The following is a 21,902-nucleotide window of genomic DNA, read 5'->3' on the forward strand; positions in this document are numbered from 1 at the left end:
AAATCTACACTAATTACCGCTGTATTTATTAACAATTCTTGAAATTTCATCGTGAAATTTGTTTCCATCAAATTTAACAAGATAAGATTCTGCACCCGCCTCTTTACCACGAATTTCGCTAAATTTATCACTAATAGATGAACTAAAAACAATTGGAATTTTAGCAAATCTTGGGTCTTCTTTAACTTTTGCTGCAAAATGAAATCCGTCCATTTGTGGCATTTCAATATCCGAAATGATAATTTTGAGTTGCTTAATTAAATTATCACCATAATTTTCGTAGAGTTTTTGAAGTTTTTGTAATCCTGCTTCTCCATTATTGGCTTCTGCAACATCAAATCCCATTTTTTCCAAAAACTCTTTTAAAATTTTTCTGGCTATGGCACTATCATCAAGCACTAATGCCAACCCATTAAATTTATTATAAGTGCGTTCTGCGCTCATTTCAGGATGATAGAAGCCCAAATCTTGCACAACACTCTCTAAATCTAAAACCAATAGAACTTGGTCGCCTTCAATCCTCGTAACACCTGTAATTTTACTTTTATCCATATTAGATTCAGCAGAAGAACTAAAATGTGCAGGCTCAATATCTTTCCAATTAATGCGGCGAATACGTTTTGCCTCATGCACAATAAAACCTATCATAATATTATTAAACTCTGCTATGATTACACGAGGCTTAATTTTTTTATTTTTTGGAACTTCAACATTCATCCATTTTGCAAGGTTAATCACAGGGATTACAACACCTCGCAAATCAAAAATCCCTTCTATATAATCAGGCACACCTGGTAATTCTGTAAGTTCCGGTAAGCGGATAATTTCATTAACTTTTGCAACATTAATGCCATAAATCCCCTCATATAACTTACCTTTTTCAAGCTTATGAATTCTAAAATCTACCAGCTCCATTTCGTTGGTTCCGATTTTTAGAGCATCATCTCGTCCAAAGTTTGACACCTCAAAACTCCTTTTCAATTAAGGATAAACAATAATTTGTATATTCTACAACAAAATATTGTTTTTTACAAGCAAAAAATGGTAACCCAATATAATTTACAGAATGAAATCTTGCACTTTTCCCCCAATGAAAATGCCCTTCTATAATATAAGAATCTATTGGAATTGCTAAAGTTTTTTGATAACTCTCAATACGCAAAAGTGCTAATTTATCATCATTTGATAGCGCTTTGCTTGCAGAATAGCTTTGATTTTTTAATCTTTTTTTGTTTTGTAAATAATGCAAAATTTTTGGATATAAAAAAGAAGAAAAAAGATTTAAAAACTTAATAAAAAAATTTTGACGAATTATTTTAGTATAAAACGCATAATGCCAATTTAAAAACACATCGCCGTGCGCCAAATAAGCCTTGTTTTTTCCAAAATCAAAGCAAATCGGTTGGGATTCTAAAGGAAAGCAACAAATATTTTTAAAATACGAAATTTGTGACAATAAAAAATCATGATTCCCCTCAAAATAATAAATTTCGTGTTTTAAGGATAATTGCTCTAGCAATTCAAGTGCTTTTTGATTGTCTTTTATTGATTTTTGCACTCCACCGACTAAAAAATCAAAAATATCGCCCATTAAAAATATTTGCTTTCTAGAAGATTGCAAAAGCTCCTGAAATATAGAATCTAATGTATTTTGATAAAGACTATGATGAGAATCCGCAATAAAAATTGCCCCTTCTTGAATCCTCAAAACTTTGCTTATCATTACAAATCACTTTAAGGTGCATAGGCAATCTGCGGTAATCCTAAGGATTCCTCTAAACCAAACATTAAATTTGCATTTGCAAGGGCTTGCGAACTTGCACCACGTAGGAGATTATCAATACTTGCAGTGATGAATAAATCTAAACCATCTGTTTTGGCAAAAATATCACAAAAATGTGTTCCTGCTATATTTTTAATCTGTGGACAAGTAGTGCGAATACGGATAAAAGGTTCATTTGCGTATTTTGCTTGCAGAATCTCTAGTGCATTAATTGGTTCTTTTAATTTCGCATAAACAGAGACCAACATACCACGTGTAAGTGGGATTAAATGCGGGACAAACAAAGCTTTAAGATTCTGTTTTCCTAGTTGGTTTAGCTGTTCATTAATCTCTGGTGAATGCCGATGATTAATGGGAGAATAAGCAAAAAGATTTTCATTAATTGTTACAAAATGTGAAGTTTGCACCAATTTTTTCCCTGCTCCACTCACACCACTCTTAGCATCAATATAGAGTGTTTGGTTAGAATCCAAATAAGACACAAAAGGTAAAATTGCCAATAAAGAAGCAGTTGGGTAACAACCTGGATTTGCAACCAAATTTGTTTTAGAAATTTGTGTACGATTATATTCTGGCAATCCATAAACAGCATTTTTAAGATTTTCTTTATCTAAATGGGGACAATAATTTTCTTCATATTGTTCCAAACTTAAGCGGTAATCCGCTGATAAATCTACAATTTTAATCCCTTTATCATAAAGCCCTTTTACATATTCCATTGCTTTTTGATGGGGTAAGGCCAGGAAAACCAACCCACTCTCTTGCGCAATTTGGATAAGGTTTGTTTCGCAAACAGGTAGATTTACAACCTCTTTCAAACAAGAGTGAATCGTGGATAATTCTTGATAATTTTCACTTGCATAAACAGCATTTAATTCAAATACAGGGTGATTGATGAGTAATTTCACGAGTTCTAGCCCTGTATAACCACTCACTCCAATAATAGAGGTTTTAATTTTCATAAAAATTCCTTTGTAAATCTCGAATATTTTAATTTTAATAAAAATCTTTTATAACTTATCAACTTTAACATTGAACCCAAATACACTATAATTTACCCTCCACCCATAAAGGTGAGGCATTCTACAACATCATTTTCTTGTAACAAATAAGAATTCCAATTCTCTTGCTTGATGATTTCAAGATTAATAGCAACCGCTATACTTTTGCTTTCAATTTTATATTCTTGCAATAATTCTAAGATATTTTTAGACTCCGTATGAATCGTATTTCCATTCAGTTTGATTTGCATAATTTTCCTTTTTTAAATTATTAAATTACGACTTTTGATTAAAAAATTTATAAAAAAATCCCTCTTTAACTACTTCTTCTCCACGCGTAACAAACAACTCACCCTTTTTAAGATTCCGCCTTATTGTGCTTCCTGCACCGACTAGACAATCATCTTCAATGACCACAGGCGCTACAACTTGCGAATCACTACCGATAAATACATTTTTCCCGATAATCGTTTCATATTTGTTTTTGCCATCATAGTTACAAGTAATGAAACCTGCACCAATATTTGTTCCGCTTCCTATTCTGCTATCGCCAATATAACTTAAATGCCCAGCTTTCACACTTTCTAGTTGCGATTTCTTTACTTCTACAAAATTTCCAATATGTGTGTTTCTCACTACACTTTGCGGACGCAAATGCGCTAAAGGTCCTATATCGCTAGATTCCACTAAGCTAGACTCTATTACGCTATGCGCTTTAATATGTGAATGAATAATTTGAGAATCTCCACAAATTCTCACGCCATTTTCCACGACACATTCCCCTACAAACTCTACACCCTCTTCAATATAGATTGAATCAGGTAAGCACATCGAAACACCCTTTTGCATTAAAGATTGCTTAATACGGTGGCATAAAATCTCCTCTGCTTTGGCTAAATCCAACTTATTATTCACTCCCTTAAAACCCTCTATATCTACAAACAAAGGCTTAATACAAATAGAATCTTGTCTTGCCAGCAAGATAATATCTGTTAAATAATATTCTTTTTGTGCATTCCTGTTATCCAAACGCGGGACATAATATTCCAAAATCTCTTTTGCAAAACAATAGACACCAGCATTTAATGTGCTAAGAGCTAAAATTTCAGGACTTGCGTCTTTTTCTTCTATAATTTCTTGCACTTGATTTTTTTCAATCACAACGCGTCCATAGCCATTGGTATTTGGCAAATCAAGCACACTCATCACAATTTTCGCTTCTTTGGTGGAAAATTTCTCTAGCTCGTTTGCCTGCACCAAAGGCATATCACCATTTAATACCAACACTTTTTCATATTTTGGTGTATAATTTTTAAGTGCACCCCCTGTGCCGGGAAAATCTATCAAATCTTGAATTAAAAAACGAATCTTCCCTCCAAAATATTTTTGCATTTTATTTTGAATTAATTCTGCTTCAAATCCTAAAACTACACAGACATCATCACTTAATTTCAGGGATTCCTTAATACTATAATATAACATTTCGCGCCCACAAATTTTATGCAAGACTTTAGGTGTAGCAGACTTCATACGCGTGCCTTTACCAGCAGCTAAAATCACGATTGATAAGGAGTTTTTATTCATAAAAAGATTCCATGCTTTTAAAGATAATTTAAACAAATTTTAACACAATAAAGTTTAAAACAAATGTGCCTAATTAATTTTAGCTATTATATATTCGTGAAACTTTAAAAAAGTTTAATATTTATTTTGTGTGTCATAAATATGTATGCTTACATCATCAACATTTTTGCATTCATAACAACCTAAAAGTATTTCATAGTATTCTTGAGGATTCTTTTTATTAACTGCAAAAACATAAAGTTTGCCTTCTCTTTTCCATTCCTCTTTTTCTTTGTTTTGGGCTTCTATAAGGTTTTCCACACTTGGGCAAAAAGCACTAAACTCAGGCACTTCTTTCATTTCTTTTTTGCACTCTTTTTCTTTCTTTTTGATTATTTCTTTTATAGGCGTATATTTCAGCATACTATCAATATGATAGAAATCATACTCGGAAGTTTTTATTGTTTTTTTAAAATTAGGGTTTTTACTACTCCAGCTTCCACCCTTGATTTCGCTTTCTTGTAGCTTTTTCACATACAAATCATACTTCTTTTGGTCTATCGTAGGATTCTTATTTTCTAGCTTCACCAATCCACTATCTCCACAACCTACAACAAATAATCCTGCCAATGCAACAGCAACACCTAACTTACTTAATTTTTTCATTTTGTCTCCTTAATAAATTTAAAATAAAGTGAGTATTGTATTTTTTATTTCCTTAATTCCAAAGCAAAAGATAACGATATTTAACAAAGTTTTAAACATTCAAATAAGAATTTTAAAAATATTATAAATAGTTTTAAACTAATATTTTTTATATTATAAATATATATTAAAAACATATAATAAAAACTTTAAATATTTTAAATATAATTTAATATAAATAATAAACATATAATAAAAACATTTAAAACTTTTAATTAGATATTTTAAACATTTTAATATTTTTTAAAACACTTCACATTATAATTTCATAATCTATAAAACAAGGATTCAACGATGATTTATTCTATCTGCAATGAAAAGGGGGGAAGTGGCAAGACAACTCTCGCGATTAATCTTGCTACAAAATTGAATACAAAAGGCAAAACCCTCCTGATTGATTTAGACCCGCAAAAAAGCATTAGTGCATTTCTATCCTTTAGAGATGAGAATACAATGCCTTTTGATTTTAAAAGCAGCAATAATGAGGAATTGCAATCTCTTATCACAAAAGCATTGCAAAATTATGCTAATATTGTAATAGACACAGGCGGGAGAGATTCTAAAGAAATGCGTAGTGCAATGATTTATAGTGATATTTGTATTATCCCTACAATTCCTAATGGATTAGACGCTTCAGTGTTAGATAAAATGCTAGATTATCTAAAAGAAGCTAAAAAGATTCAAGAAAAACTCAAAGGATTTGTTCTTATCACAAAGGCAAATTCTAATCCATTTTTAAAGAATAAAATCAAAGAATTTCAAGAGTTTTTAAAAAGCAAGAATACAAAAAAAGATTTTTGCCTTTTAGATTCTATTCTGTATGAGAGAGAGGCTTATAAAGAATCTATTTTGCAAGGCAAAGGGATTACAGAAAATTTAAAAAATTCTAAAAAAGCACAAGAGGAATTTTTACAAGTGTTTCAAGAGCTAGAAAGGAATATCAATGGGAACAAATAAATTTGAAGCTAAAAAGAAAAAAGTGAGTGAAAGCAAAATAGAAAATTTCATTGAAAATAAAAAAGAAGTCTCTAAGGTTGGTAGAAAACCAAAAGACTTAGAGCAAAAGAAAACAAAAATGGTGAGCCTTTATTTCTCCGAAAGTGATTATCAAATCATCAAAGAAAGAGCAGATAAGAAGCGATTAAGCGTTAGTCAGTATATTATTTCAAATCTTTTTGAATAGCGAGGTAAATACAATGCGATTCTACAAGCTATATTTTGAACTAGGCGTTATGATTGTTGTTAGCGTTACGATTTTTTCAGTGCTTATGTATCATTTTTTCTCTTATGGGGATATTCTAAGTTTTATTAGCAATTTATGGCTGTTAATCCTTATTTTGGCAATCTTGCTTATAGGGATTTTTGATACCTTAAAAGGTATCAAACGCTATAAAAAAATGTCAGAAACAAGAAATGATTAAGAATTAAAAAATTTACTCCGCCTTTCTCATTTCTTTTAATCCTATTATCAAATACAACAAAAAACAAAAGCAACCATAGCAGAGAAAATAAATACATAAGAGATAATACTCTTGCTTTCTAAAGGATTCCAAAATACTATCAATAGAATTTGGCAAACCAAAATGGTAAAGCAAAATATTTCCTGCAATTCCTACAAAATGAATCCCAAAAAACACAATCCAAAACTTCCTTATTTCTTGTTTCATTCCTCACCTCCTAGTAACTTGGGATTCTCGTGGATATTGCCGATGACTTCAAGTTGCCAATCCTCATAATCGTCTAAAGAATCTAATGTTTCTTGCAATATCCACCCCTTGCTTTTTTCAAACTTTACAACATCTCTAAAATCACCTGCATCAATTATATCCCCATCATAAACCTTTACATTATCAGAATCTCTAAACCCTGTCCAAAATTCAACCTCTAAAGATTCGTCTTTTAGTTGTTGCAACTCTCCTGTGATTGTGTGGATTCTATAAATTTTATTATCACTACTTAAAAGAACTTCTTTATTTTTATTGTATTCTTTGCCCTCATTATCCCACACCCTAAAATCAATGTCTTTAAGCTTCATTTCACTCCTTTATATCCAGAACGATTCTTTGTTGTTCTAATTCCTCTTGATTATCCGCAATAATTTCCACTTCTTCATCACTTAAGGCTAATTTTATTTTTAATTTTTTGCATACAACCATAAGCATTTCTGCATTGAAGGTATTAATATCAGAATCCACAATAATTTTTTCAATCAATTTACCTCTAGCAGTTCTCAAATCCCATTCTTTCCCAACTTCTGCTAACTCCTTATTCTTATTGAAAGCCAAAAGCATATTAGATTGTTTTTCTAATACCGCCACCAATTTATTGTTTTGATAAAATTTCATTATTCACTCCTTATAAAATACACAAAAGTGTGAGGTTTTGGAAGTCTTTTGCATAAGCAAAGGCTCTTTATCAAAGCACTTTAGAATCTCACTTAATGCAATTTGCGTCTCACTCCATTTAAAAATCAAAGTGCCATTTGCCTTTAGCACTCGCATACACTCCTGAAATCCTTGCGTTAAATCCTCGCGATAAGATTTTTCAAGCTTCCCATATTTTTGCACCATAAAAGATTTTTCACTGCCTCTTATTATGTGTGGTGGGTCAAAAATCACTAAATAAAAACTTTCATTCTCAAAGGGTAAGTCTCTAAAATCTACAATCCTATCGGGCTTAATGCTAAACTTTTCGTCTTTACCCACTTTTTTAAAGGTGGTTTCAAAGAATCTTTTGTCGCAAAAAAGCACATTAGGATTTTCTTTGTCTGCATAAAACATTCTGCCACCGCAGCACACATCAAGGATAGGTTTCATTTATCGTCCCCTACCTAAAGATTGCTCTTTTGTGGGCTTAGGTTTTTCTAGTGTTTTGGAATCCTTTTTAGGTAATTCTTTTACTTTACTTGCTTCTTTTTGCGCTTGTATTGCTTCATAATTTGGGGGTTGTTTTTGTGAGGATTCCAAAGGAATCTCACTTTGTTTTTTATAGGCTTTGTATGCTTGTTGTTGGTAGGCTGGGGTTTGTTTGTATTGTTTCTCAATCTTTTTGCTAAATTCGTGTATCTTTACTCTTTCTTGTAGGCTTAATTTTTGTTGGCATATTTTGCTGTCATAAAATTGATGAAACTCTCTATCTCTTGCCCCAATTTCCTCGCCTCTGCTAATCTCTGCTCTGCTCTCTCTGCTCTCTGCTCTGCTTCTATCCTCTCTTTCCTTGATAACTCCTCTAACTCGTCTAAGGAATATAGTGGAACATTCTCGTAATGTGCTTGTGGTAGGATTGGCTCTTGCATTTTCAATCTCCTTGTTATAATCTAATGTTGCAAAAGGTATTGTAGCGTTTGGTTCTGTAAGATAAAATAAATTTTTATTGTTTTTATCTTGCTCTATTTTGAAGCTTGTTTCTAATGCTAACTTTTTAAGTTCTAAGAGTAATTCAAATTCAATTTCTGGATTTTTTTCTGCCATTATTGTTTCCTCCTAAACTCACTAGGCTTCAGTGGATTTGCTTCACCCCATAATCCCATAGTGTTTTTTCTAGCCTTGTTTTCCAAAGCAACATAATCCTTAGAATATTCTCTATAAGCCCAAGCAAAGCCATTTTCTACAAGTTTTTCATTCACATTGATTGCATTGCAATACACAATTCCAACTACTCTTTTATATTTGTCTTTATTGATTATTTTTACTTTTGCTTGTGAGTGCAAAGGACATAGATTTAAAAGATACTCTCTTGCTTCTTTTCCAAAACTTTGATTGAGTTCTGGTGCGTCTAAGCCATAAAGCCTAATCTTTACTTTCTCTTGATTCTCAACAAGCGTAATAGTATCGCCATCATAAACTTTAACAATCTCACCTTGAATCTCTTTGTTTAAATCTCCTACAATAAAAGATAAGCCATACAAGACAAATAAAACAATCATTGCAAACTTTAAAGGGGAGAAAGTCCCCTTAAGATTTAATTTTAAAAACCTTGAAATCCTCATAAAATTCCTTAGATTTGCATTAAAAAGGAATATCGGCATCGGTTATGGTTATAGGTTCTGCATTTTCTGCTATCTGTGCCATTTCCTCAATTTGTTGTTGTGGAGCTTGTGTTCCCTCATAAACAATTTCAGGTTCAGGTTGTGCATTTTGTGTCTCTTTTGGTTTAGAGGTTACAAATTCAAAGTTTTTCACTAACACTTCCCACGAATATTTTGGTTGTCCATTTTCATCAGAATAAACAGAAGTGTAAATCTCTCCATTGCATAAAAACTTATCGCCTTTCTTAAAGTATTGTGAAGCAACTTCAGCTCTCTTGCCAAAGATTGTTAAGGGAATCCAATCTGTGCGGTCTTTTGTGATTGTCTGATTTCCTTCTTTCCTTGTAGTTCTCTTTGAGATTGCAAGAGAGTTTTTCGCATAAGCAACTCCATTTGTTGTAGAGAAAAGTTCAAAATCTCTACCTAAATTCCCACATAGTGTAACTTGATTCATTGTGTATCCTTTCATTTTTAATTATTAAAAATCATTTAAAATTTATTAAAAAATGTTTAATAACATTTATAAATATTTTTAAAATCAATTAACAAAAAGTTTAAAACAATTCTTAATAATTTTAAACTTTAAAAATTCTTTGATTTTCATCAAAAAACTTCGCCTTTACCCTTTTACTTTTTCTTGCTGTTTTTAGAGATAAAATCACTGCATATTTGCCAATCCTCCTTATAGTTGTTTGGAAGCTTCAAGTTTTGTTCTTTTGCAATCTTTTCTGCAAAAGAAATTTGCTTCTCACTTGCTGGTTTTTTAGATTTATTTTGATTTTCATTGATAAATTTTTGACAGATTCTATAATCGCTCTCAATCCCCTCTGGTAATTCCAAATTTGCTTCCTTTGCTATTTTCTTAGCAAAATTTAGCGAACCCTCTTTTGTCGGCAATGGTGCATTAGAATCTTTGGTGCTAACTTCTGCAAATTCTAGCTTTTGATGAATAAGTTTAATGTAGTCTAAATAGCTAACTTTTCCTTGTGAGATTTCATCAAGTGTGCTTTCCATTTGCTTTGTAAATTCGCTTTGCGTAATCCATTCATCATTCTTTTTTACAATGGAGAGAAAATCTATTCCTTTTTTTGTAGCAACGATATTGCTGTTCTTGCCTTTTTTTACAATCTCAATATAGTCTCTCTCAAGTAATTTTGGCAAATAGGTGGCATAAGTGCTAGGTCTCCCGATTCCATTTTTCTCTAAAAGGGAGATAAAGTTGCTTTCTTTATAGTGTTTTGGGACTTGTTTTTTCACTTCGGATAATTCAAAGCCTAAAATCTCAACACTCTCTTTTTGATTTAAATCCAAATTTAACTCTTGAGATTCTGTCTCTGCTTCCTCATTGTCTATTGAAATTTCTTTAAATCCTTTGTAGATACATTTGCTAACCTTTGCCTTAAAGCTAAAAGTCGTAATGCTAAAATCATAAGTGATATTTTCATTAATGGCATTTTTCGCTTGTGAGGCAATAGAGTTTAAATAAATAAGCTTGTAGGCTTTCTTGAGATTGTCTTTATTCACTTCTTTGTTTTCTTTAAAATCCCCTTTGTCTATTAAAGAATCTAGCATATCTAAAGCGTGATAGTGCGTGATTCTAATTGCTTCGTGTGCTTCTGCTTGGCTTTGACTTCCTGCCTTGTATTCTCTCCTTTGATAATATTCCTTGTCTTTTAAATGCGATTGCAATTCCTCTAAAAATTCTTTAGAGAGTGCATTGGAATCGGTGCGATGATAAGTGATGAAGCCTTTTTCAAAAAGAGCTTGGGCTAGTTTCATACTAATTTCTGGTTCAAAGCCATACACACAATTCATTGCCTCTTGAAATTGTGAAGTTCTATAAGGCTCTTTAGGTTTAATTTGGGCTTCTTTCATCTCTTTTGCAAAAACAAAAGCCTCTTTGGTTGTGCTTAGATTGTTGAGAATTTCTTGTGCTTCCTCTTTACTCTCATAGAGATTTTCTCCTAAGGCTGAAAACTCTAAATTACCGCTTTTTAGCTTGGCTTTTATTTTGTATTCTACTTTTTTATTTGCACTAGAGTTTAAAAAGTCTTGGATTTGCAATTCTTTACTTACAATAAGACTTAAAACAGGTGTTTGCACTCTCCCTATGGAGTTGTTTTTATCGTTGCAAAGTTCCATATATTTTGGGCTTAAGAGGAATCCCACTAATTTATCACTTACCGCTCTTGCTTTCCAACTCTCATAATCATTGAAATTGCTTTGTGTAAATGGAATTGCGTCTTTGATTCCTTTTTCAATTCCGCTTTCTGTAATCTCAAAAAATTCTGCTCTCTTGATGCTTGTTGCAAGATTTTTAATGAGTTCATACACCATATATCCGATTCCATATCCCTCTCTATCTGGGTCGGTAGCAATATAAACCTCTTTACCCTTAGAAGCATTAATAATTTGATTAATACGATATTTTGTGTTGTCATCTTTGTAATCTAAAATAGGCTCATAAGATTCATAATCTTTCACAACTTGTTTTGTTAAGCCTTTAAAGTGTCCTATGGTAGCTAAAACTAAAGCCCCTGTAATCTCTGCGATTTTCTTAGTCTTGTTTGGGCTTTCAATGATGATAAGAGTGTTGTTTAGTGGTTGCATTATGTATTCCTTTGTGTTATAATCTGATTGTCCATTTTGACTAAATGGTAGAAAAGGTTTAACGCCTATGTGGTGAAGTAAAAGCTCGGCTCTTTGCAGTCGGGCTTTTTTTTTGGCTGTTAAGTTGGGCGTGTGGGAGGAATTCACTTCATAGGAGTCCATAATGGATTCTCTCAACCTATTCATTTCGGTAATCGCAGTGATTATCACACTTTTTAGAGAGGAGATAAGAGAAACTCTATTCAATCTCAAAAGGTAGGTTACTGACTTCGTTAAATCTCTATCACAAGGATTAGTCGCCCTTGTGGTAGTTTTTAAAATTTGTTCCATTGTGATTCCTTTATTTAAATTTCTTTTTAATCTCTGCAACCAACCCAAAATGCAAGGCATAATTGCAATATTTTTTAGCCTCTCCTTGACTTTTTAGTGTTGTGATTCCTTTTAAATGGTATTTGTTCAAAAAAGCCTCCAAAGAATCTTTATCACTAAACAATCCAAGTGCTAAATACAAGATTTTCTCACTATTTTTAATCTCCAATACTTTTGATTTCATTTGCTCTCCTCTCTTTACTCTACTGAAGCGATTGCGTCTTTAGTTTTTTCGCCTTTTACGCTTTTCTTTCCGCTTTTCTTTCCGCTTTTCATTGCGCCCTCTATGGTTTTTGCACCGGGTAGATTTTTAGCCATTGCACCAAGTCCTCCTTTCATCATACCTGATGAGAAACTTCCACCTTGAGCTTTAGCTAACATTCCTCCTGCAATACCTCCTGCACCTCCTGTTGCTCCTATTACACCAGCTCCTGCCATTGTAGCGACACCCGTGCCTACACCTCCACTATTAAGCCCTTGCACTCCCATAACTTGTGATACCCAATTTGGAATTTGAAGTAAGAGGTAAATGCAGAGAACAGATAAAATTAGTCCTGATAAAAAATGGTATAAAATACTCCAAAATCCTGTGGCTATGGCTTCAAGCTCTGTGCTTGGTAATTCTAAGGTTTTTTGTATAACAGAAAGCGCAATACCTAAGATGATAAGAGCCAAAGGCGCATAAAGAGAATACGAAATATAAAGCTTTAGCCAAGAGAAAAAATAAGCTCGTAAATTTCTATTAAAAAGCAATGGAATCATCACGGGTGCAATGGATAAAACAATTAGGGCAATATAGCCTGAAACTTGAACGATGAGAATAATGCCAATCATTAAAAATGTAAAGGAAAGATAGAATAGTAAAAAAGGTAAAATTCCAAAAAAAGATAAAACTGCGTTAATTTTAAGATTAAAAAGTCCTTTTATTTCTAGGTATTTATAATTTTCCATTAAAGCCTTCCACAATCTCCCATTCAATTCAGCCAATTTTTTAAAGGTTTGTGTAACTATATCTACAATATTATCTCCCTCTATCAAACCACCTGTTGCATTTCTCAACCAATTTGCAGGGAGACTTAAAAGTTTGATAAACTCTATATATCCTGCATAGGAATAAAAAATAGCATAAATAAAGCAAACAAGCCCTACCCATTTTCCTGCTTCAAAGAGTTCCTCTCGTGTAGGATAACCTGTTTTTAAAAGCCTAAATAACCAAAAAATTACCACTAAAAGAATAATGGTATAAGAAGCTTGATGATAGAGTGTATTTTGCACTGCACTAAAAATCGGTTCATAGGAATGTTGAATCACTTTATGCAAAGCCCCCGCCACTTCATTAAGCAATTCTTTTACATTGATTTCCATTTTACCTCCTTCCTCTTACTACTTCTTGGCTTTTAACCACTCTTTTCAAAGATTGTTTATTTCCCAATGGAATAATCTCTATTGTTTGCGTAATTTCTATGTCTTGATTGTTAAAAGATTCTTGTTTTTTTAAAGAAATGATTTGATGTTCTTGTGTAGAATCCTCTATCAAAGAATCTTGTGTTTCAATTTTATATGGAATATTTGAATCTTTTTTATTGTCAATCTTTTTTGTTTTTGAATCCACTTTTGGATTGAATATCTCTAATCCTAAAAACTCAATTAATCCTAATAACATTTCTATTCCTTTTCTAAGACAACTTAAGGATAAGAATCCTTAAAGGGTTGTCTATGATTTATCTTAAAACAAACTTGCCTACTTACTTCCAAAGATTACAAACTTCTACCCATTTCTTGTTTGTTTTGCTCTCTGACTTGCGATTGAAGCTGGTTAAGACTTTGCCCTTTAATTGGAGTGTAGTCTAAACCTTTCATTTCTGCAGTCAAAAAGTTTTTCAAATGAATAGTCGTCTCTTTGTCTAATCCAAGATTATCCAAGTTTTTTGGTCTTAAGTCGTAATTGTTTTCCTTTTGTTTCGCACGAAACTCTTGCAAAGGCTCTAAATTACGCTCTTTTAACTTGCTAGTATCAAGACCTTCAAACTGACTTGGGTGGTAAAGAGTGATTGTTTCAAGTCGTGGTTCTTTTAAGAATATCTTTTCTTTTACAATCTCGGTAATTTCCTTTCCCTCTTTGTCAAGTTTAGGATTTCCCTCTTTATCTCGGACGATTCTTGTCATTTCCTTGCCCTTACTATCAAGTTTTGGAACATAGTCATATCTTTGTAAAAATGCGACTTTTACTCCTTGCTCGTAAGCGTCTTTACCATTTTTGGTAAGGGCTGGATTGCCATTCTCATCTAAGGCTCTCTTGAGCTTACCACCCATAAAATTGCCTTGTTGCATTGTTATAAATTGTGGTTCTTTATAACCTTTTAACTCGGCTTGTGTTCGTAAAAGCAAAGAATCTATACCGCTAAAGGTATGCCCTGTGGAAGCATTATAAGGAATAGAGTTGTCTAAGTCTTTTGCACTCTGTTCTTTATTCCAAATTTGCTTTTTTTCTTTGATACTATGTAAAAGAATGCTTTTAACATAGCCATTAAAGCTTTCCATTCGCTCCACATTGCTTTTTTGTTCCCAAGCAACATAATTGCTTTGCTCTGCAACTTGTGTTGCAACTTCTTGATTTTCTAATTTGTCTGCTTTTCTTGCCATAATTTATCCTTTTAAAAGTGAAGTTCTTAACTTGTGAATTGTCTAGCTCACAAGTGATTTTTTATTTTAAACTTAAGTAACAAATACATTATTCCACCACTTCATTTGGAAGCAGGAATGGATTGCCATTGACATTTTTATCAATATCAAGGTAATCGTATTTTTCCTCAATCAGTTTTGCTTCCTCTTGTGTTAATGGAATACTTGTATCCTCCGCCTCCAAGTAAGCATTGACTGCATTTTGTTCAGCTAATCGCTTAGCCTGTCTCTCTGCATTCTTTTTAGCTACTGCTTCAGATATTGTCATAGTCTCTCCTTTAGGAATCTTTCGGGTATATTGCTATACCCTAAGTTAAGCTTCTTAAAAAACCTAACTTAGAGTATAGAGAGAAAATCCTCACTCTATTTTTATGCCTAGAGATTTGTATTTCTCTTGCAACTCCTGCTTTTTATTGTCTTTTTGCGATATTTGCGTTGCGCTTCCTGTATTCGTGTGATTTTCACTCTCATTCTTTGATTTGTTTTCATATAAATGCTCTCCTCTATTTTGGATTCCATTATCCTCAAGAGAAGTTGATTTGTTTGAGGTGGTTGTGTGATTTGCACTTTCACTCTCATTCCTGTTTGTTGATAAATCATTGCTACTAGATTCATTTCCATTTGTCTTAAATCCATTATCACTATCCTCCGCTAGATTTGTGTTGTCCTTAACCTTGTAATCCACGACACATTTAAAATTCTTATCTTTTGGATTATTCCATTCTTTATTCTTAAACCAATAAGGCACTTTGCAAGGCACAGGTATTTTATAAAATCCTTTAATCAGCACAATTAAATCATCACTGCTTAGATTTTTTAAATCTTGTGGGCTAAGGAGTTTTTTAGCTTCTTTGGATTTACTCACATTGCTTTTAAAGAAATCAAAACTGCCTTGTGAGATACTCGCTTTCTCGTGGGTAAAGTCTCCGATTAAATCGGAAGTTGCCTTAGCGTCCTCCTCGCTATTGAGTGTAAAAATTACTTGATAGCCACTATTGTTTTTTAAAACTTTCATTCTTTCTTGTCCATAAGTAATAGCAATTTGCTCATAACTTTGTGAAATATAAACAGGCAAGATTCCATAACTTCTACAAAGAGCGGGAGCTTCTAATACAAAGTTCATTGCTCCAAATCGCACAAATTCATCTAAATACACATAGATAAATTTATTGGGGTTGGGGCATTCTGCACCACTCATTAGCTTAATAAAGGTGCTTTCTGTAAAGATTCTAATAAGAGGTTTTAGCACTTCTATATCCTCTGTTTGAATCACAACATAAAGAGAGATTTTTTTCTCTCGTAAATCCTCATAAGTAAAGCTCATTTTAGAGGTAGCATTTTTTACTTGTGGATTGGAAAAGACTTTCATATAAGTATCAAAGGTAGATTTTACACTTCCAATTTCTGTTCCACCTAGCATTCCTATATAAGCGTTTGCTTGGTTTCTCGTGTTCGTGTCTAAGGATTCGTCCTCGCTGACTTGTTGTAAAAAAAACTTCTCACAATTCACTTCATAATTTCTCTCTAGCTCTCCATTGTCTGGATTTTCAACCATTACTTGGTCAATCCATCTCTCCTCTAGCATACTAAAATAATCCATTTTAGGAGATTGGTAAATTTCATAAAGAGTAGTGTGTTTGTTCTTTTGCATATAATATTCCGCCCAAAACACAAACAAGGTTTTAGCACTCACAAGCCAATGGTCGCTTTCTTTGCCTTTTTCTCCTACAAAGATTAAAGTGGCTACTTGCTCTGCTAATTTCTTAATTAGCACATAGTCATAATCCTTGATAATCTTGTTATCAAAAGGATTGTAATAAAGCGTGTTATCCCAAGAAAAAGGTGAGAATTTTTGAATCTCATTCTTAAAGACTTCTTGTCTGTAACCTGCTGTTTTATCATAAAGCTCACCTTTAATATCAAAAACAATACAAGAATTAGGCACAACAAGCAGATTGGGGATAATAATCCCCGCAGTCTTTCCGCTTCCCGGACTTGCAATTACCAAAGTTGCTAAAGGCTTTCCTGCACGAATGAATTTGTATTTATCCTTTTCTATGAGCGTTCCTAGAATCAAGCCTTTATCGTGGCTAATTCCTAATTTCTCATAATCCTCTTTTTCTGCAAATCTTGCACTTCCATAATCCTCTGTTGAGCTTGGACGATTCATAAAAAACCAAATCACTACTAAAAGAAAGGGAGCAAAAAGCATAAACAATGCAAAATATGCCTTTAACTTTAAAGCTGGATTTCCAATATTGCTAAAAATTTGTAATGCCACTTTTGGAATGGCTAAAATATCGGGATTAAAAACAATTTTAACCATTAAAAAATACATTAAGATTCCTAGAGGAATCGTGCTTAAAAAGATGATAATCCATTTTTTAATTGTTATTTTTTGTTTATCCATTAGTTTTTCCTCTTTTTTAATAGATTTTCAATGGTTTTTTTATTGTCATTTAAAAGCTCTTTGACTTCATTCATCAAAGGAATAATGGTCTCTCCTGCTTGTTTAGTCGTGCTTATATCAGTGTTTAAATGGTAAGCAATTTGATTGAGGTTGCTTCCATATTTAGAAATTTGATAAAGTATTTCGCTTAAAATCTCATTGCTCTTTTGCAATTCTTGCAACACATTTTCATAGTTTTTAGCTAGGATTAGAATCCTTATCATTTGGCTTTCGCTTTTATTCTCTTTTTTTGCAAGGGCAACAAGCATAGAATTTGTTTCTTGTGTGAGGTGGATACATTTTGTGATTTCTACAATTCTCATATCTCATTCTCCTCCTCGTCCTCCTCTTTGATATAAGGAATCCCTAGCTTTTGGCTTAGCTCTTTTTTAACATTGACAACATCTATAATTACTCTTTGTTTTCCAATTCTTTTGATTTGAATAATGTATTTAATTGCAGTCTTAATCTGTCTAAGTAGCATATTGGTATCGGCATTACTTAATCCTCCACCTAAGATAATATTAGAAATAATCGCTTCAATCGCATCCTCTGGAGAGTTTGCGTGAATCGTGCTTAGATTCCCCGCGTGTCCTGTATTACAAATTCTAAGGAATGTAAAGGTATTTCTAATATCAATCTCACCTAAGAATAATCTATCGGGTCTTAAACGCATTGCATTATTAATTGCCTCTGCATAGGAATAGATTTCATTCTCCGTCTTTGGCACTGCAAGTTGGGTTTTATTTGGGTTTTTGATATGTAATTCTTGAGAATCCTCAATCGTTACGATTCTCTCATCTAATGGAATCTCACTCATTAAAGAATTTAAAAAACTCGTTTTTCCGCTTCCTGTTCCACCGCTTACAAGTGTGTTGCGCTTTTTTCTAACAATATTTCTAATTTTCTCATAAGTGATACCTTTTTCTAGGCATAACTGCCCTAAAGCAAAGCTTTCTAGCGGGAATTGTTCCTTGCTTGGAATCCTAATACACAAAGCAACCTCACTATTAAAGAGTGAGCTTTTGTGTTGGGCTTGGACACGATAACGCAAAAAGGGTGCTGGTAACTCACAAGAGAGATGACAATGCTTTTCATCAAAGAGTTGATTGCGCTTAATTGCCAATTCAATTAAGAAATTCTCCAAGAAGTTATAATCTAATCTCTCGTCCGTGATTGTCTCCCACTCTCCACCCTTATCTACAAAGATTTCTTTTGGTTTGTTAAAGATTAACTCGTTTGCTTCTAGGTTTAAATAGGGTTCTAGCACACTTAGGGCATTATTTAAAAGCAAGGAATTATTCATTGATTGCCTCTTGTGTCTCTTTTTGTTCTTGCTTTTGTTTTGCATTTTCAAAAGAATTTGCAAAGCTACTTAGCTTTTCTTTTTCGCTTAAAAGTTTCGTGAGCTTCACTCGCTCTTTTAAAAGCTCTCCCTCTGCCTTTTCCACCGCTTTAATCTGCTCTAAAATCTTTGCATTGAGCCTTTCCTCTTTTTGTTTGTTTTTTGCAAGGGTGGAATATTGACTTTTGATATTTAAAAATTCCTCTTGTGAAATAGTTTTTGTAACTTGTTCTTTTTGTTCTTTCATTTGTTCTCCTTTAATCTACAAAGTATTTCATCAACACTTCATTGTTTTTAGGCTTTGAAAACCACATATGATTGGTTGGCACAATAAAGATTCTACTACCACTTTTGATTTCAATCGTGGGTTGAATCTGCTGACTTCTTGAAATAATGTCTTGCACAATAGTGTTAATATCGCTTTTTGCTTGAGAATAGACTTCCTCTGAATAGCCATTATTGGCATTATCAATCTTACCTGCAACACTAAGTAAAAGCACATTCGTAAGTGTAGAGATTCCATAAGCAATCCCGTATCTTTCTAAAAATTTGTTATTCACGCTTCCTACTGCCCCACTCATTCCCATATTGTCTGCTACAATGGCATCGGTTAATAGGATATTCACTCCTTGAGGCGTGATAATCTCTCTCCATTTAATCTCTAAGCGTTTTTGTCCCATTTTCACTTCATTGTTGTAAAATCCTATTGCTTTGCTTCCTCTAGGAATCAATACTGCCTCTCCCATAGAAGCGTAAATATCTTGTTCAATTTGAGCGGTTATGATTCCGCTTAAATCACTAGAGATTGCGCTTGTTAAAAGAGCTGGGATTAATCGTCCTGCACGAATGCTTCTATAAAGCCTATGCTCATTGGTGCTAATATCTAGTGATTTTTGATTAGAAAAGCCATCGCTTCCAAATTGAGAGTTTTGATTGAAAGTGTTGATTTCTGAATTTCTCTCACTTAAAATAGATGCTCTTAAAAGTGCTTTTAATTTTTGCTCCTCTGTGAGTTGCACTTCTTTAGCGATTTGTTGATTCTGTGCCTTAAGCTTTTCCTCTTGTTCTTTGGTTTTTCTTAATTGTTCTTGCGCTTTTTCCTCCTCACTTTGCTCTTGTTCTTTTATTTCTTGGGTGTTGATTTGCTCTTTGACTTGTTCTTTTGCATTTTCATCTTCAATTAAAGAAAGGATTTCTTGCAACGCTTCCTTTTCGTTGGGTTGTCTTTTACCCGCTTTGTAAATGTAATCATCAACAGGAAATTTGGTATCAAAGAGGTGTTGCAAATTTTCTTTATGGATTTTAGAATCTTGAGAATCTTGCTTTTTAACCTCTTGTTCCTCTCGCATTTGTTTTATCACTTCTTTGGCTTGTTCTTTTGCGTTTTGGGATTCTAAAATATCCTCTGCTGCAAAGAGTGGTTGCAAGAGCAAAGAAAGGGATAAAAAACAAGGAATGAATGGTGTATTTTTCATTGAGGAAGTCCTAAAAGTTTTCTGTGGGTTTTAGAATATTTATGATTGGAATGACTATCAATCTTTGGTTCTAAATTTGCATTTGCTTCTTTTTCTTTTGTAGGTGTAGGCGATTCTACTCTCTCTACACACACATAAGAATCCCCGCTTTTAATGCTCCATTTAGGATTAATGCTCTCTGCAATGAGATAATCTCCTATGATTCTTGTTTCAATCGGGCTATCTTGTTTGTCAATCACCGCAAAAATACTTGGCACTTGAGGCATTTTGTCTTTGGAATATTTAAAGTAAGTAAATTTCTTATCACTAAAGATTTCCTCTGCTAGTAGCCATTCATTTTTCTTGAGGGCTTTTTGTCTAAAGTTTCTTTGAATCTCCTCTTTTTTCACTTTCACTTTAGCAATTCCCTCCTCTATTATGAGATAATCTCTCTCTAGTTCTATTTGCTTTTCTGCTTTCTGTGCTTTTGCGACTTCATCTTGAATATACACGATTAAATCGGGATTGCTTCTGTTTCTGTAATCCGTAGAAAAGAGATAGAAATTGTGGATTCTTTTGTCTTTGGTAAAAATCGTTAAACTTGTATCTACACCAATTAAGAGAGGTTTAATAGCAAGGGCATTGGCAATATTTGGAATTTCATCAATCTTAAAGCCTGTGCTATCTCCTAAGATATAACTTTCAATTTCATTTTCAAAAATTAATGTAGTTGCCATTGCAAAGCGGGTGCGGATTTTTTGTGTTTTGTTATTTTCAAATTCAATTTCTCTTGTGTTTTCAAATCCGCTATATTTTTTCTTGAAAAAGCTTTGCTGTAAGGCATTGAGATTTTGCGCTCTTAGGGAGGCTTTGAGTAAATTAAGTTGTTCCTCGCTTAATTCCCCATAGTTTTGCGCGGTTTGGTAATTGTCATTATAATATTGCGATTCGCTCTGCCTAATTCTTAGATGAGAATCTGCATAGTTTTTAGTAGTTTGGTCTTTCGTGGCTAAAACACTTTCGCCTGTGTTTGCACTATTAATCGTGGATTCTACATTATTCAAGAGAGATTCCTCCGCAGTGAGCATACAAGAAATTAGGCTTAAGGCTAAAAGTTTCTTTTTCATTATTGTTCCTTTGCTAAATTGGATTTTAAATCAATAGCTGTGAGGGCATAGTTTTTGACGATGAATCCTGTGGGATTCTTAATGGTTGTGTTGTAAGTATCTACCTTTGGTGCAAAATCAAATTCCAAAGAAGCACGATAATTAAAAAATTGCGTTTCTGTTCGTGTTTTATTGGTCTGCTCTATGGCAAAGTCAATGGTTGCTACATTTTTTGAAAGAAGCGTAACATTTAAGATTCTAATGTTGCGGTAGAGATTCTTTGTTGTATAAATGGAATTTTTTTGCGTTACAAGGCTTTGAAAAGCTTTCCAAACATTTAAATCGCTTTGAATCCTTGTAATCTCATATCTCTCCTCATCGTTGATACGATTAATGGTCTCGCGATTTAGCACATAACCACTAAGGATATTTTTCATCAAAGCTTCATCGCTTCTAATGGGATAATTTGCCTCTGTAACTTTGACAAAATTATTTTCTCCATTAGAAAAGAATACCAAATAGGGCTTGGTTTCTTTGAGTGGCATTAAAAAGATTAAAGACAGGGCTAAAAGAGTAGAAATCAAGGCTAAAATAAGAATGATATAAAGCATATAGGCTTTAAGGTTTCTCTCTAGCAAAAAGAGATAATTTGGGTCGGTTTTTTTCTCTTTAAAAAACATTGCTATCCCTCCATTTTTACTATTTCATAACAAGCACAAGGGCTAGTGGTTTCTATGTTTTTAGAGCCACAAGCACTAAAGCTTAAGGCTAAAATTCCGCAGACTAAAAAGATGATGATTTTTTTCAT

At 33.1% G+C, this 21,902-nt stretch carries 30 protein-coding genes; 3 read left to right on the plus strand and 27 right to left on the minus strand.

What is annotated here, in order from left to right:
- Positions 1-9: 9 nt before the first annotated feature.
- From Q0Y61_RS01075 to Q0Y61_RS01100, 6 genes are all read right to left on the minus strand, one after another.
- A complete protein-coding gene (locus Q0Y61_RS01075; protein ID WP_297809992.1) occupies positions 10-963 on the minus strand; it encodes a chemotaxis protein CheV in 954 nt (317 codons plus the stop codon).
- Between the two features lies 1 nt (position 964).
- The gene (locus Q0Y61_RS01080; RefSeq protein ID WP_297809996.1) at positions 965-1,723 is read right to left on the minus strand and encodes a metallophosphoesterase; all 759 of its coding nucleotides are present in this window, start codon (positions 1,721-1,723) and stop codon (positions 965-967) included.
- A gap of 11 nt (positions 1,724-1,734) precedes the next feature.
- Positions 1,735-2,745, minus strand: coding sequence for an N-acetyl-gamma-glutamyl-phosphate reductase (gene argC / locus Q0Y61_RS01085; protein WP_297809999.1), 1,011 nt, complete (start codon positions 2,743-2,745; stop codon positions 1,735-1,737).
- Between the two features lie 92 nt (positions 2,746-2,837).
- Positions 2,838-3,035 (minus strand): sulfur carrier protein ThiS, encoded by a 198-nt coding sequence (thiS, locus tag Q0Y61_RS01090; protein ID WP_297810003.1) that lies wholly within the window; start codon positions 3,033-3,035, stop codon positions 2,838-2,840.
- A gap of 25 nt (positions 3,036-3,060) precedes the next feature.
- A complete protein-coding gene (gene glmU / locus Q0Y61_RS01095; protein ID WP_297810007.1) occupies positions 3,061-4,368 on the minus strand; it encodes a bifunctional UDP-N-acetylglucosamine diphosphorylase/glucosamine-1-phosphate N-acetyltransferase GlmU in 1,308 nt (435 codons plus the stop codon).
- A 114-nt stretch (positions 4,369-4,482) separates the two neighbouring features.
- A complete protein-coding gene (locus Q0Y61_RS01100; RefSeq protein WP_297810010.1) occupies positions 4,483-5,013 on the minus strand; it encodes a hypothetical protein in 531 nt (176 codons plus the stop codon).
- Between the two features lie 333 nt (positions 5,014-5,346).
- Between Q0Y61_RS01100 and Q0Y61_RS01105 the strand changes: the two genes are divergently transcribed.
- Genes Q0Y61_RS01105 through Q0Y61_RS01115 form a run of 3 tightly spaced genes read left to right on the plus strand, consistent with a single transcriptional unit; the run spans position 5,347 to position 6,473 of the window.
- A complete protein-coding gene (locus Q0Y61_RS01105) occupies positions 5,347-6,009 on the plus strand; it encodes a ParA family protein (protein WP_297810013.1) in 663 nt (220 codons plus the stop codon).
- A complete protein-coding gene (locus tag Q0Y61_RS01110) occupies positions 5,996-6,235 on the plus strand; it encodes a ribbon-helix-helix domain-containing protein (protein WP_297810016.1) in 240 nt (79 codons plus the stop codon). Before Q0Y61_RS01105 ends, Q0Y61_RS01110 begins: the two co-directional genes overlap by 14 nt.
- Before the next feature lie 13 nt (positions 6,236-6,248).
- Complete coding sequence (locus tag Q0Y61_RS01115; RefSeq protein ID WP_297810019.1) at positions 6,249-6,473, plus strand: hypothetical protein; 225 nt, start codon at positions 6,249-6,251, stop codon at positions 6,471-6,473.
- Positions 6,474-6,485: 12 nt separating this feature from the next.
- Here Q0Y61_RS01115 and Q0Y61_RS01120 read toward each other — a convergent pair whose 3' ends face one another.
- The 21 genes from Q0Y61_RS01120 to Q0Y61_RS01220 all read right to left on the minus strand — a co-directional run bounded on the left by Q0Y61_RS01120 (position 6,486) and on the right by Q0Y61_RS01220 (position 21,902).
- Entirely contained in the window at positions 6,486-6,719 is a 234-nt protein-coding gene (locus Q0Y61_RS01120) for a hypothetical protein (protein ID WP_115550604.1), read from the minus strand.
- A complete protein-coding gene (locus Q0Y61_RS01125) occupies positions 6,716-7,087 on the minus strand; it encodes a YopX family protein (RefSeq protein ID WP_297810025.1) in 372 nt (123 codons plus the stop codon). The genes Q0Y61_RS01120 and Q0Y61_RS01125 overlap by 4 nt, the downstream gene beginning before the upstream one ends.
- Position 7,088: 1 nt before the next feature.
- Complete coding sequence (locus Q0Y61_RS01130) at positions 7,089-7,397, minus strand: hypothetical protein (RefSeq protein WP_297810027.1); 309 nt, start codon at positions 7,395-7,397, stop codon at positions 7,089-7,091.
- Between the two features lie 3 nt (positions 7,398-7,400).
- A complete protein-coding gene (locus tag Q0Y61_RS01135; RefSeq protein ID WP_297810030.1) occupies positions 7,401-7,868 on the minus strand; it encodes an SAM-dependent methyltransferase in 468 nt (155 codons plus the stop codon).
- A complete protein-coding gene (locus Q0Y61_RS01140) occupies positions 7,869-8,522 on the minus strand; it encodes a hypothetical protein (RefSeq protein ID WP_297810032.1) in 654 nt (217 codons plus the stop codon).
- On the minus strand, positions 8,522-9,040 hold the full coding sequence (locus tag Q0Y61_RS01145) for a thermonuclease family protein (protein WP_297810033.1): 519 nt from the start codon (positions 9,038-9,040) through the stop codon (positions 8,522-8,524). Before Q0Y61_RS01145 ends, Q0Y61_RS01140 begins: the two co-directional genes overlap by 1 nt.
- A 19-nt stretch (positions 9,041-9,059) precedes the next feature.
- On the minus strand, positions 9,060-9,533 hold the full coding sequence (gene ssb, locus Q0Y61_RS01150) for a single-stranded DNA-binding protein (RefSeq protein ID WP_297810036.1): 474 nt from the start codon (positions 9,531-9,533) through the stop codon (positions 9,060-9,062).
- Between the two features lie 173 nt (positions 9,534-9,706).
- On the minus strand, positions 9,707-12,019 hold the full coding sequence (locus Q0Y61_RS01155; protein ID WP_297810039.1) for a type IA DNA topoisomerase: 2,313 nt from the start codon (positions 12,017-12,019) through the stop codon (positions 9,707-9,709).
- A 10-nt stretch (positions 12,020-12,029) separates the two neighbouring features.
- The gene (locus tag Q0Y61_RS01160) at positions 12,030-12,242 is read right to left on the minus strand and encodes a hypothetical protein (RefSeq protein ID WP_297810042.1); all 213 of its coding nucleotides are present in this window, start codon (positions 12,240-12,242) and stop codon (positions 12,030-12,032) included.
- A 14-nt stretch (positions 12,243-12,256) separates the two neighbouring features.
- Positions 12,257-13,423, minus strand: coding sequence for a type IV secretion system protein (locus tag Q0Y61_RS01165; protein WP_297810046.1), 1,167 nt, complete (start codon positions 13,421-13,423; stop codon positions 12,257-12,259).
- Between the two features lies 1 nt (position 13,424).
- Entirely contained in the window at positions 13,425-13,721 is a 297-nt protein-coding gene (locus Q0Y61_RS01170; protein WP_297810049.1) for a hypothetical protein, read from the minus strand.
- Positions 13,722-13,816: 95 nt separating this feature from the next.
- Complete coding sequence (locus Q0Y61_RS01175) at positions 13,817-14,701, minus strand: ArdC-like ssDNA-binding domain-containing protein (protein WP_297810051.1); 885 nt, start codon at positions 14,699-14,701, stop codon at positions 13,817-13,819.
- Between the two features lie 88 nt (positions 14,702-14,789).
- Positions 14,790-15,008: a hypothetical protein gene (locus Q0Y61_RS01180; RefSeq protein WP_297810054.1), complete on the minus strand. Its 219-nt coding sequence runs from the start codon at positions 15,006-15,008 to the stop codon at positions 14,790-14,792.
- 90 nt (positions 15,009-15,098) lie between these two features.
- On the minus strand, positions 15,099-17,150 hold the full coding sequence (locus tag Q0Y61_RS01185; protein WP_297810057.1) for a type IV secretory system conjugative DNA transfer family protein: 2,052 nt from the start codon (positions 17,148-17,150) through the stop codon (positions 15,099-15,101).
- Positions 17,150-17,512 (minus strand): plasmid mobilization relaxosome protein MobC, encoded by a 363-nt coding sequence (mobC, locus tag Q0Y61_RS01190; protein ID WP_297810060.1) that lies wholly within the window; start codon positions 17,510-17,512, stop codon positions 17,150-17,152. The genes Q0Y61_RS01185 and mobC overlap by 1 nt, the downstream gene beginning before the upstream one ends.
- A complete protein-coding gene (locus Q0Y61_RS01195) occupies positions 17,509-18,495 on the minus strand; it encodes an ATPase, T2SS/T4P/T4SS family (protein WP_297810063.1) in 987 nt (328 codons plus the stop codon). The genes mobC and Q0Y61_RS01195 overlap by 4 nt, the downstream gene beginning before the upstream one ends.
- Positions 18,488-18,781 (minus strand): hypothetical protein, encoded by a 294-nt coding sequence (locus Q0Y61_RS01200; RefSeq protein ID WP_297810066.1) that lies wholly within the window; start codon positions 18,779-18,781, stop codon positions 18,488-18,490. The genes Q0Y61_RS01195 and Q0Y61_RS01200 overlap by 8 nt, the downstream gene beginning before the upstream one ends.
- A gap of 10 nt (positions 18,782-18,791) precedes the next feature.
- Positions 18,792-20,009 carry a DNA type IV secretion system protein ComB10 gene (locus Q0Y61_RS01205; RefSeq protein WP_366517279.1) on the minus strand — a complete coding sequence of 406 codons (1,218 nt, stop codon included), beginning with the start codon at positions 20,007-20,009 and terminating at the stop codon, positions 18,792-18,794.
- On the minus strand, positions 20,006-21,115 hold the full coding sequence (locus Q0Y61_RS01210) for a TrbG/VirB9 family P-type conjugative transfer protein (protein ID WP_297810070.1): 1,110 nt from the start codon (positions 21,113-21,115) through the stop codon (positions 20,006-20,008). Before Q0Y61_RS01210 ends, Q0Y61_RS01205 begins: the two co-directional genes overlap by 4 nt.
- Complete coding sequence (locus Q0Y61_RS01215; protein WP_273212092.1) at positions 21,115-21,774, minus strand: type IV secretion system protein; 660 nt, start codon at positions 21,772-21,774, stop codon at positions 21,115-21,117. The genes Q0Y61_RS01210 and Q0Y61_RS01215 overlap by 1 nt, the downstream gene beginning before the upstream one ends.
- Positions 21,775-21,776: 2 nt before the next feature.
- The gene (locus tag Q0Y61_RS01220) at positions 21,777-21,902 is read right to left on the minus strand and encodes a hypothetical protein (RefSeq protein WP_273212093.1); all 126 of its coding nucleotides are present in this window, start codon (positions 21,900-21,902) and stop codon (positions 21,777-21,779) included.

It is taken from the genome of uncultured Helicobacter sp., from assembly GCF_947367035.1.
Taxonomy (GTDB): Bacteria; Campylobacterota; Campylobacteria; order Campylobacterales; family Helicobacteraceae; genus Helicobacter_D.

Excerpts from the sequence above, each read along its gene's own strand:
- Q0Y61_RS01080 (WP_297809996.1), bottom strand. The coding sequence starts at position 1,723 with ATGATAAGCAAAGTTTTGAGGATTCAAGAAGGGGCAATTTTTATTGCG.
- argC (WP_297809999.1), bottom strand. The coding sequence starts at position 2,745 with ATGAAAATTAAAACCTCTATTATTGGAGTGAGTGGTTATACAGGGCTA.
- thiS (WP_297810003.1), bottom strand. The coding sequence starts at position 3,035 with ATGCAAATCAAACTGAATGGAAATACGATTCATACGGAGTCTAAAAAT.
- glmU (WP_297810007.1), bottom strand. The coding sequence starts at position 4,368 with ATGAATAAAAACTCCTTATCAATCGTGATTTTAGCTGCTGGTAAAGGC.
- Q0Y61_RS01100 (WP_297810010.1), bottom strand. The coding sequence starts at position 5,013 with ATGAAAAAATTAAGTAAGTTAGGTGTTGCTGTTGCATTGGCAGGATTA.
- Q0Y61_RS01105 (WP_297810013.1), top strand. The coding sequence starts at position 5,347 with ATGATTTATTCTATCTGCAATGAAAAGGGGGGAAGTGGCAAGACAACT.
- Q0Y61_RS01110 (WP_297810016.1), top strand. The coding sequence starts at position 5,996 with ATGGGAACAAATAAATTTGAAGCTAAAAAGAAAAAAGTGAGTGAAAGC.
- Q0Y61_RS01115 (WP_297810019.1), top strand. The coding sequence starts at position 6,249 with ATGCGATTCTACAAGCTATATTTTGAACTAGGCGTTATGATTGTTGTT.
- Q0Y61_RS01120 (WP_115550604.1), bottom strand. The coding sequence starts at position 6,719 with ATGAAACAAGAAATAAGGAAGTTTTGGATTGTGTTTTTTGGGATTCAT.
- Q0Y61_RS01125 (WP_297810025.1), bottom strand. The coding sequence starts at position 7,087 with ATGAAGCTTAAAGACATTGATTTTAGGGTGTGGGATAATGAGGGCAAA.
- Q0Y61_RS01130 (WP_297810027.1), bottom strand. The coding sequence starts at position 7,397 with ATGAAATTTTATCAAAACAATAAATTGGTGGCGGTATTAGAAAAACAA.
- Q0Y61_RS01135 (WP_297810030.1), bottom strand. The coding sequence starts at position 7,868 with ATGAAACCTATCCTTGATGTGTGCTGCGGTGGCAGAATGTTTTATGCA.
- Q0Y61_RS01140 (WP_297810032.1), bottom strand. The coding sequence starts at position 8,522 with ATGGCAGAAAAAAATCCAGAAATTGAATTTGAATTACTCTTAGAACTT.
- Q0Y61_RS01145 (WP_297810033.1), bottom strand. The coding sequence starts at position 9,040 with ATGAGGATTTCAAGGTTTTTAAAATTAAATCTTAAGGGGACTTTCTCC.
- ssb (WP_297810036.1), bottom strand. The coding sequence starts at position 9,533 with ATGAATCAAGTTACACTATGTGGGAATTTAGGTAGAGATTTTGAACTT.
- Q0Y61_RS01155 (WP_297810039.1), bottom strand. The coding sequence starts at position 12,019 with ATGGAACAAATTTTAAAAACTACCACAAGGGCGACTAATCCTTGTGAT.
- Q0Y61_RS01160 (WP_297810042.1), bottom strand. The coding sequence starts at position 12,242 with ATGAAATCAAAAGTATTGGAGATTAAAAATAGTGAGAAAATCTTGTAT.
- Q0Y61_RS01165 (WP_297810046.1), bottom strand. The coding sequence starts at position 13,423 with ATGGAAATCAATGTAAAAGAATTGCTTAATGAAGTGGCGGGGGCTTTG.
- Q0Y61_RS01170 (WP_297810049.1), bottom strand. The coding sequence starts at position 13,721 with ATGTTATTAGGATTAATTGAGTTTTTAGGATTAGAGATATTCAATCCA.
- Q0Y61_RS01175 (WP_297810051.1), bottom strand. The coding sequence starts at position 14,701 with ATGGCAAGAAAAGCAGACAAATTAGAAAATCAAGAAGTTGCAACACAA.
- Q0Y61_RS01180 (WP_297810054.1), bottom strand. The coding sequence starts at position 15,008 with ATGACAATATCTGAAGCAGTAGCTAAAAAGAATGCAGAGAGACAGGCT.
- Q0Y61_RS01185 (WP_297810057.1), bottom strand. The coding sequence starts at position 17,150 with ATGGATAAACAAAAAATAACAATTAAAAAATGGATTATCATCTTTTTA.
- mobC (WP_297810060.1), bottom strand. The coding sequence starts at position 17,512 with ATGAGAATTGTAGAAATCACAAAATGTATCCACCTCACACAAGAAACA.
- Q0Y61_RS01195 (WP_297810063.1), bottom strand. The coding sequence starts at position 18,495 with ATGAATAATTCCTTGCTTTTAAATAATGCCCTAAGTGTGCTAGAACCC.
- Q0Y61_RS01200 (WP_297810066.1), bottom strand. The coding sequence starts at position 18,781 with ATGAAAGAACAAAAAGAACAAGTTACAAAAACTATTTCACAAGAGGAA.
- Q0Y61_RS01205 (WP_366517279.1), bottom strand. The coding sequence starts at position 20,009 with ATGAAAAATACACCATTCATTCCTTGTTTTTTATCCCTTTCTTTGCTC.
- Q0Y61_RS01210 (WP_297810070.1), bottom strand. The coding sequence starts at position 21,115 with ATGAAAAAGAAACTTTTAGCCTTAAGCCTAATTTCTTGTATGCTCACT.
- Q0Y61_RS01215 (WP_273212092.1), bottom strand. The coding sequence starts at position 21,774 with ATGTTTTTTAAAGAGAAAAAAACCGACCCAAATTATCTCTTTTTGCTA.
- Q0Y61_RS01220 (WP_273212093.1), bottom strand. The coding sequence starts at position 21,902 with ATGAAAAAAATCATCATCTTTTTAGTCTGCGGAATTTTAGCCTTAAGC.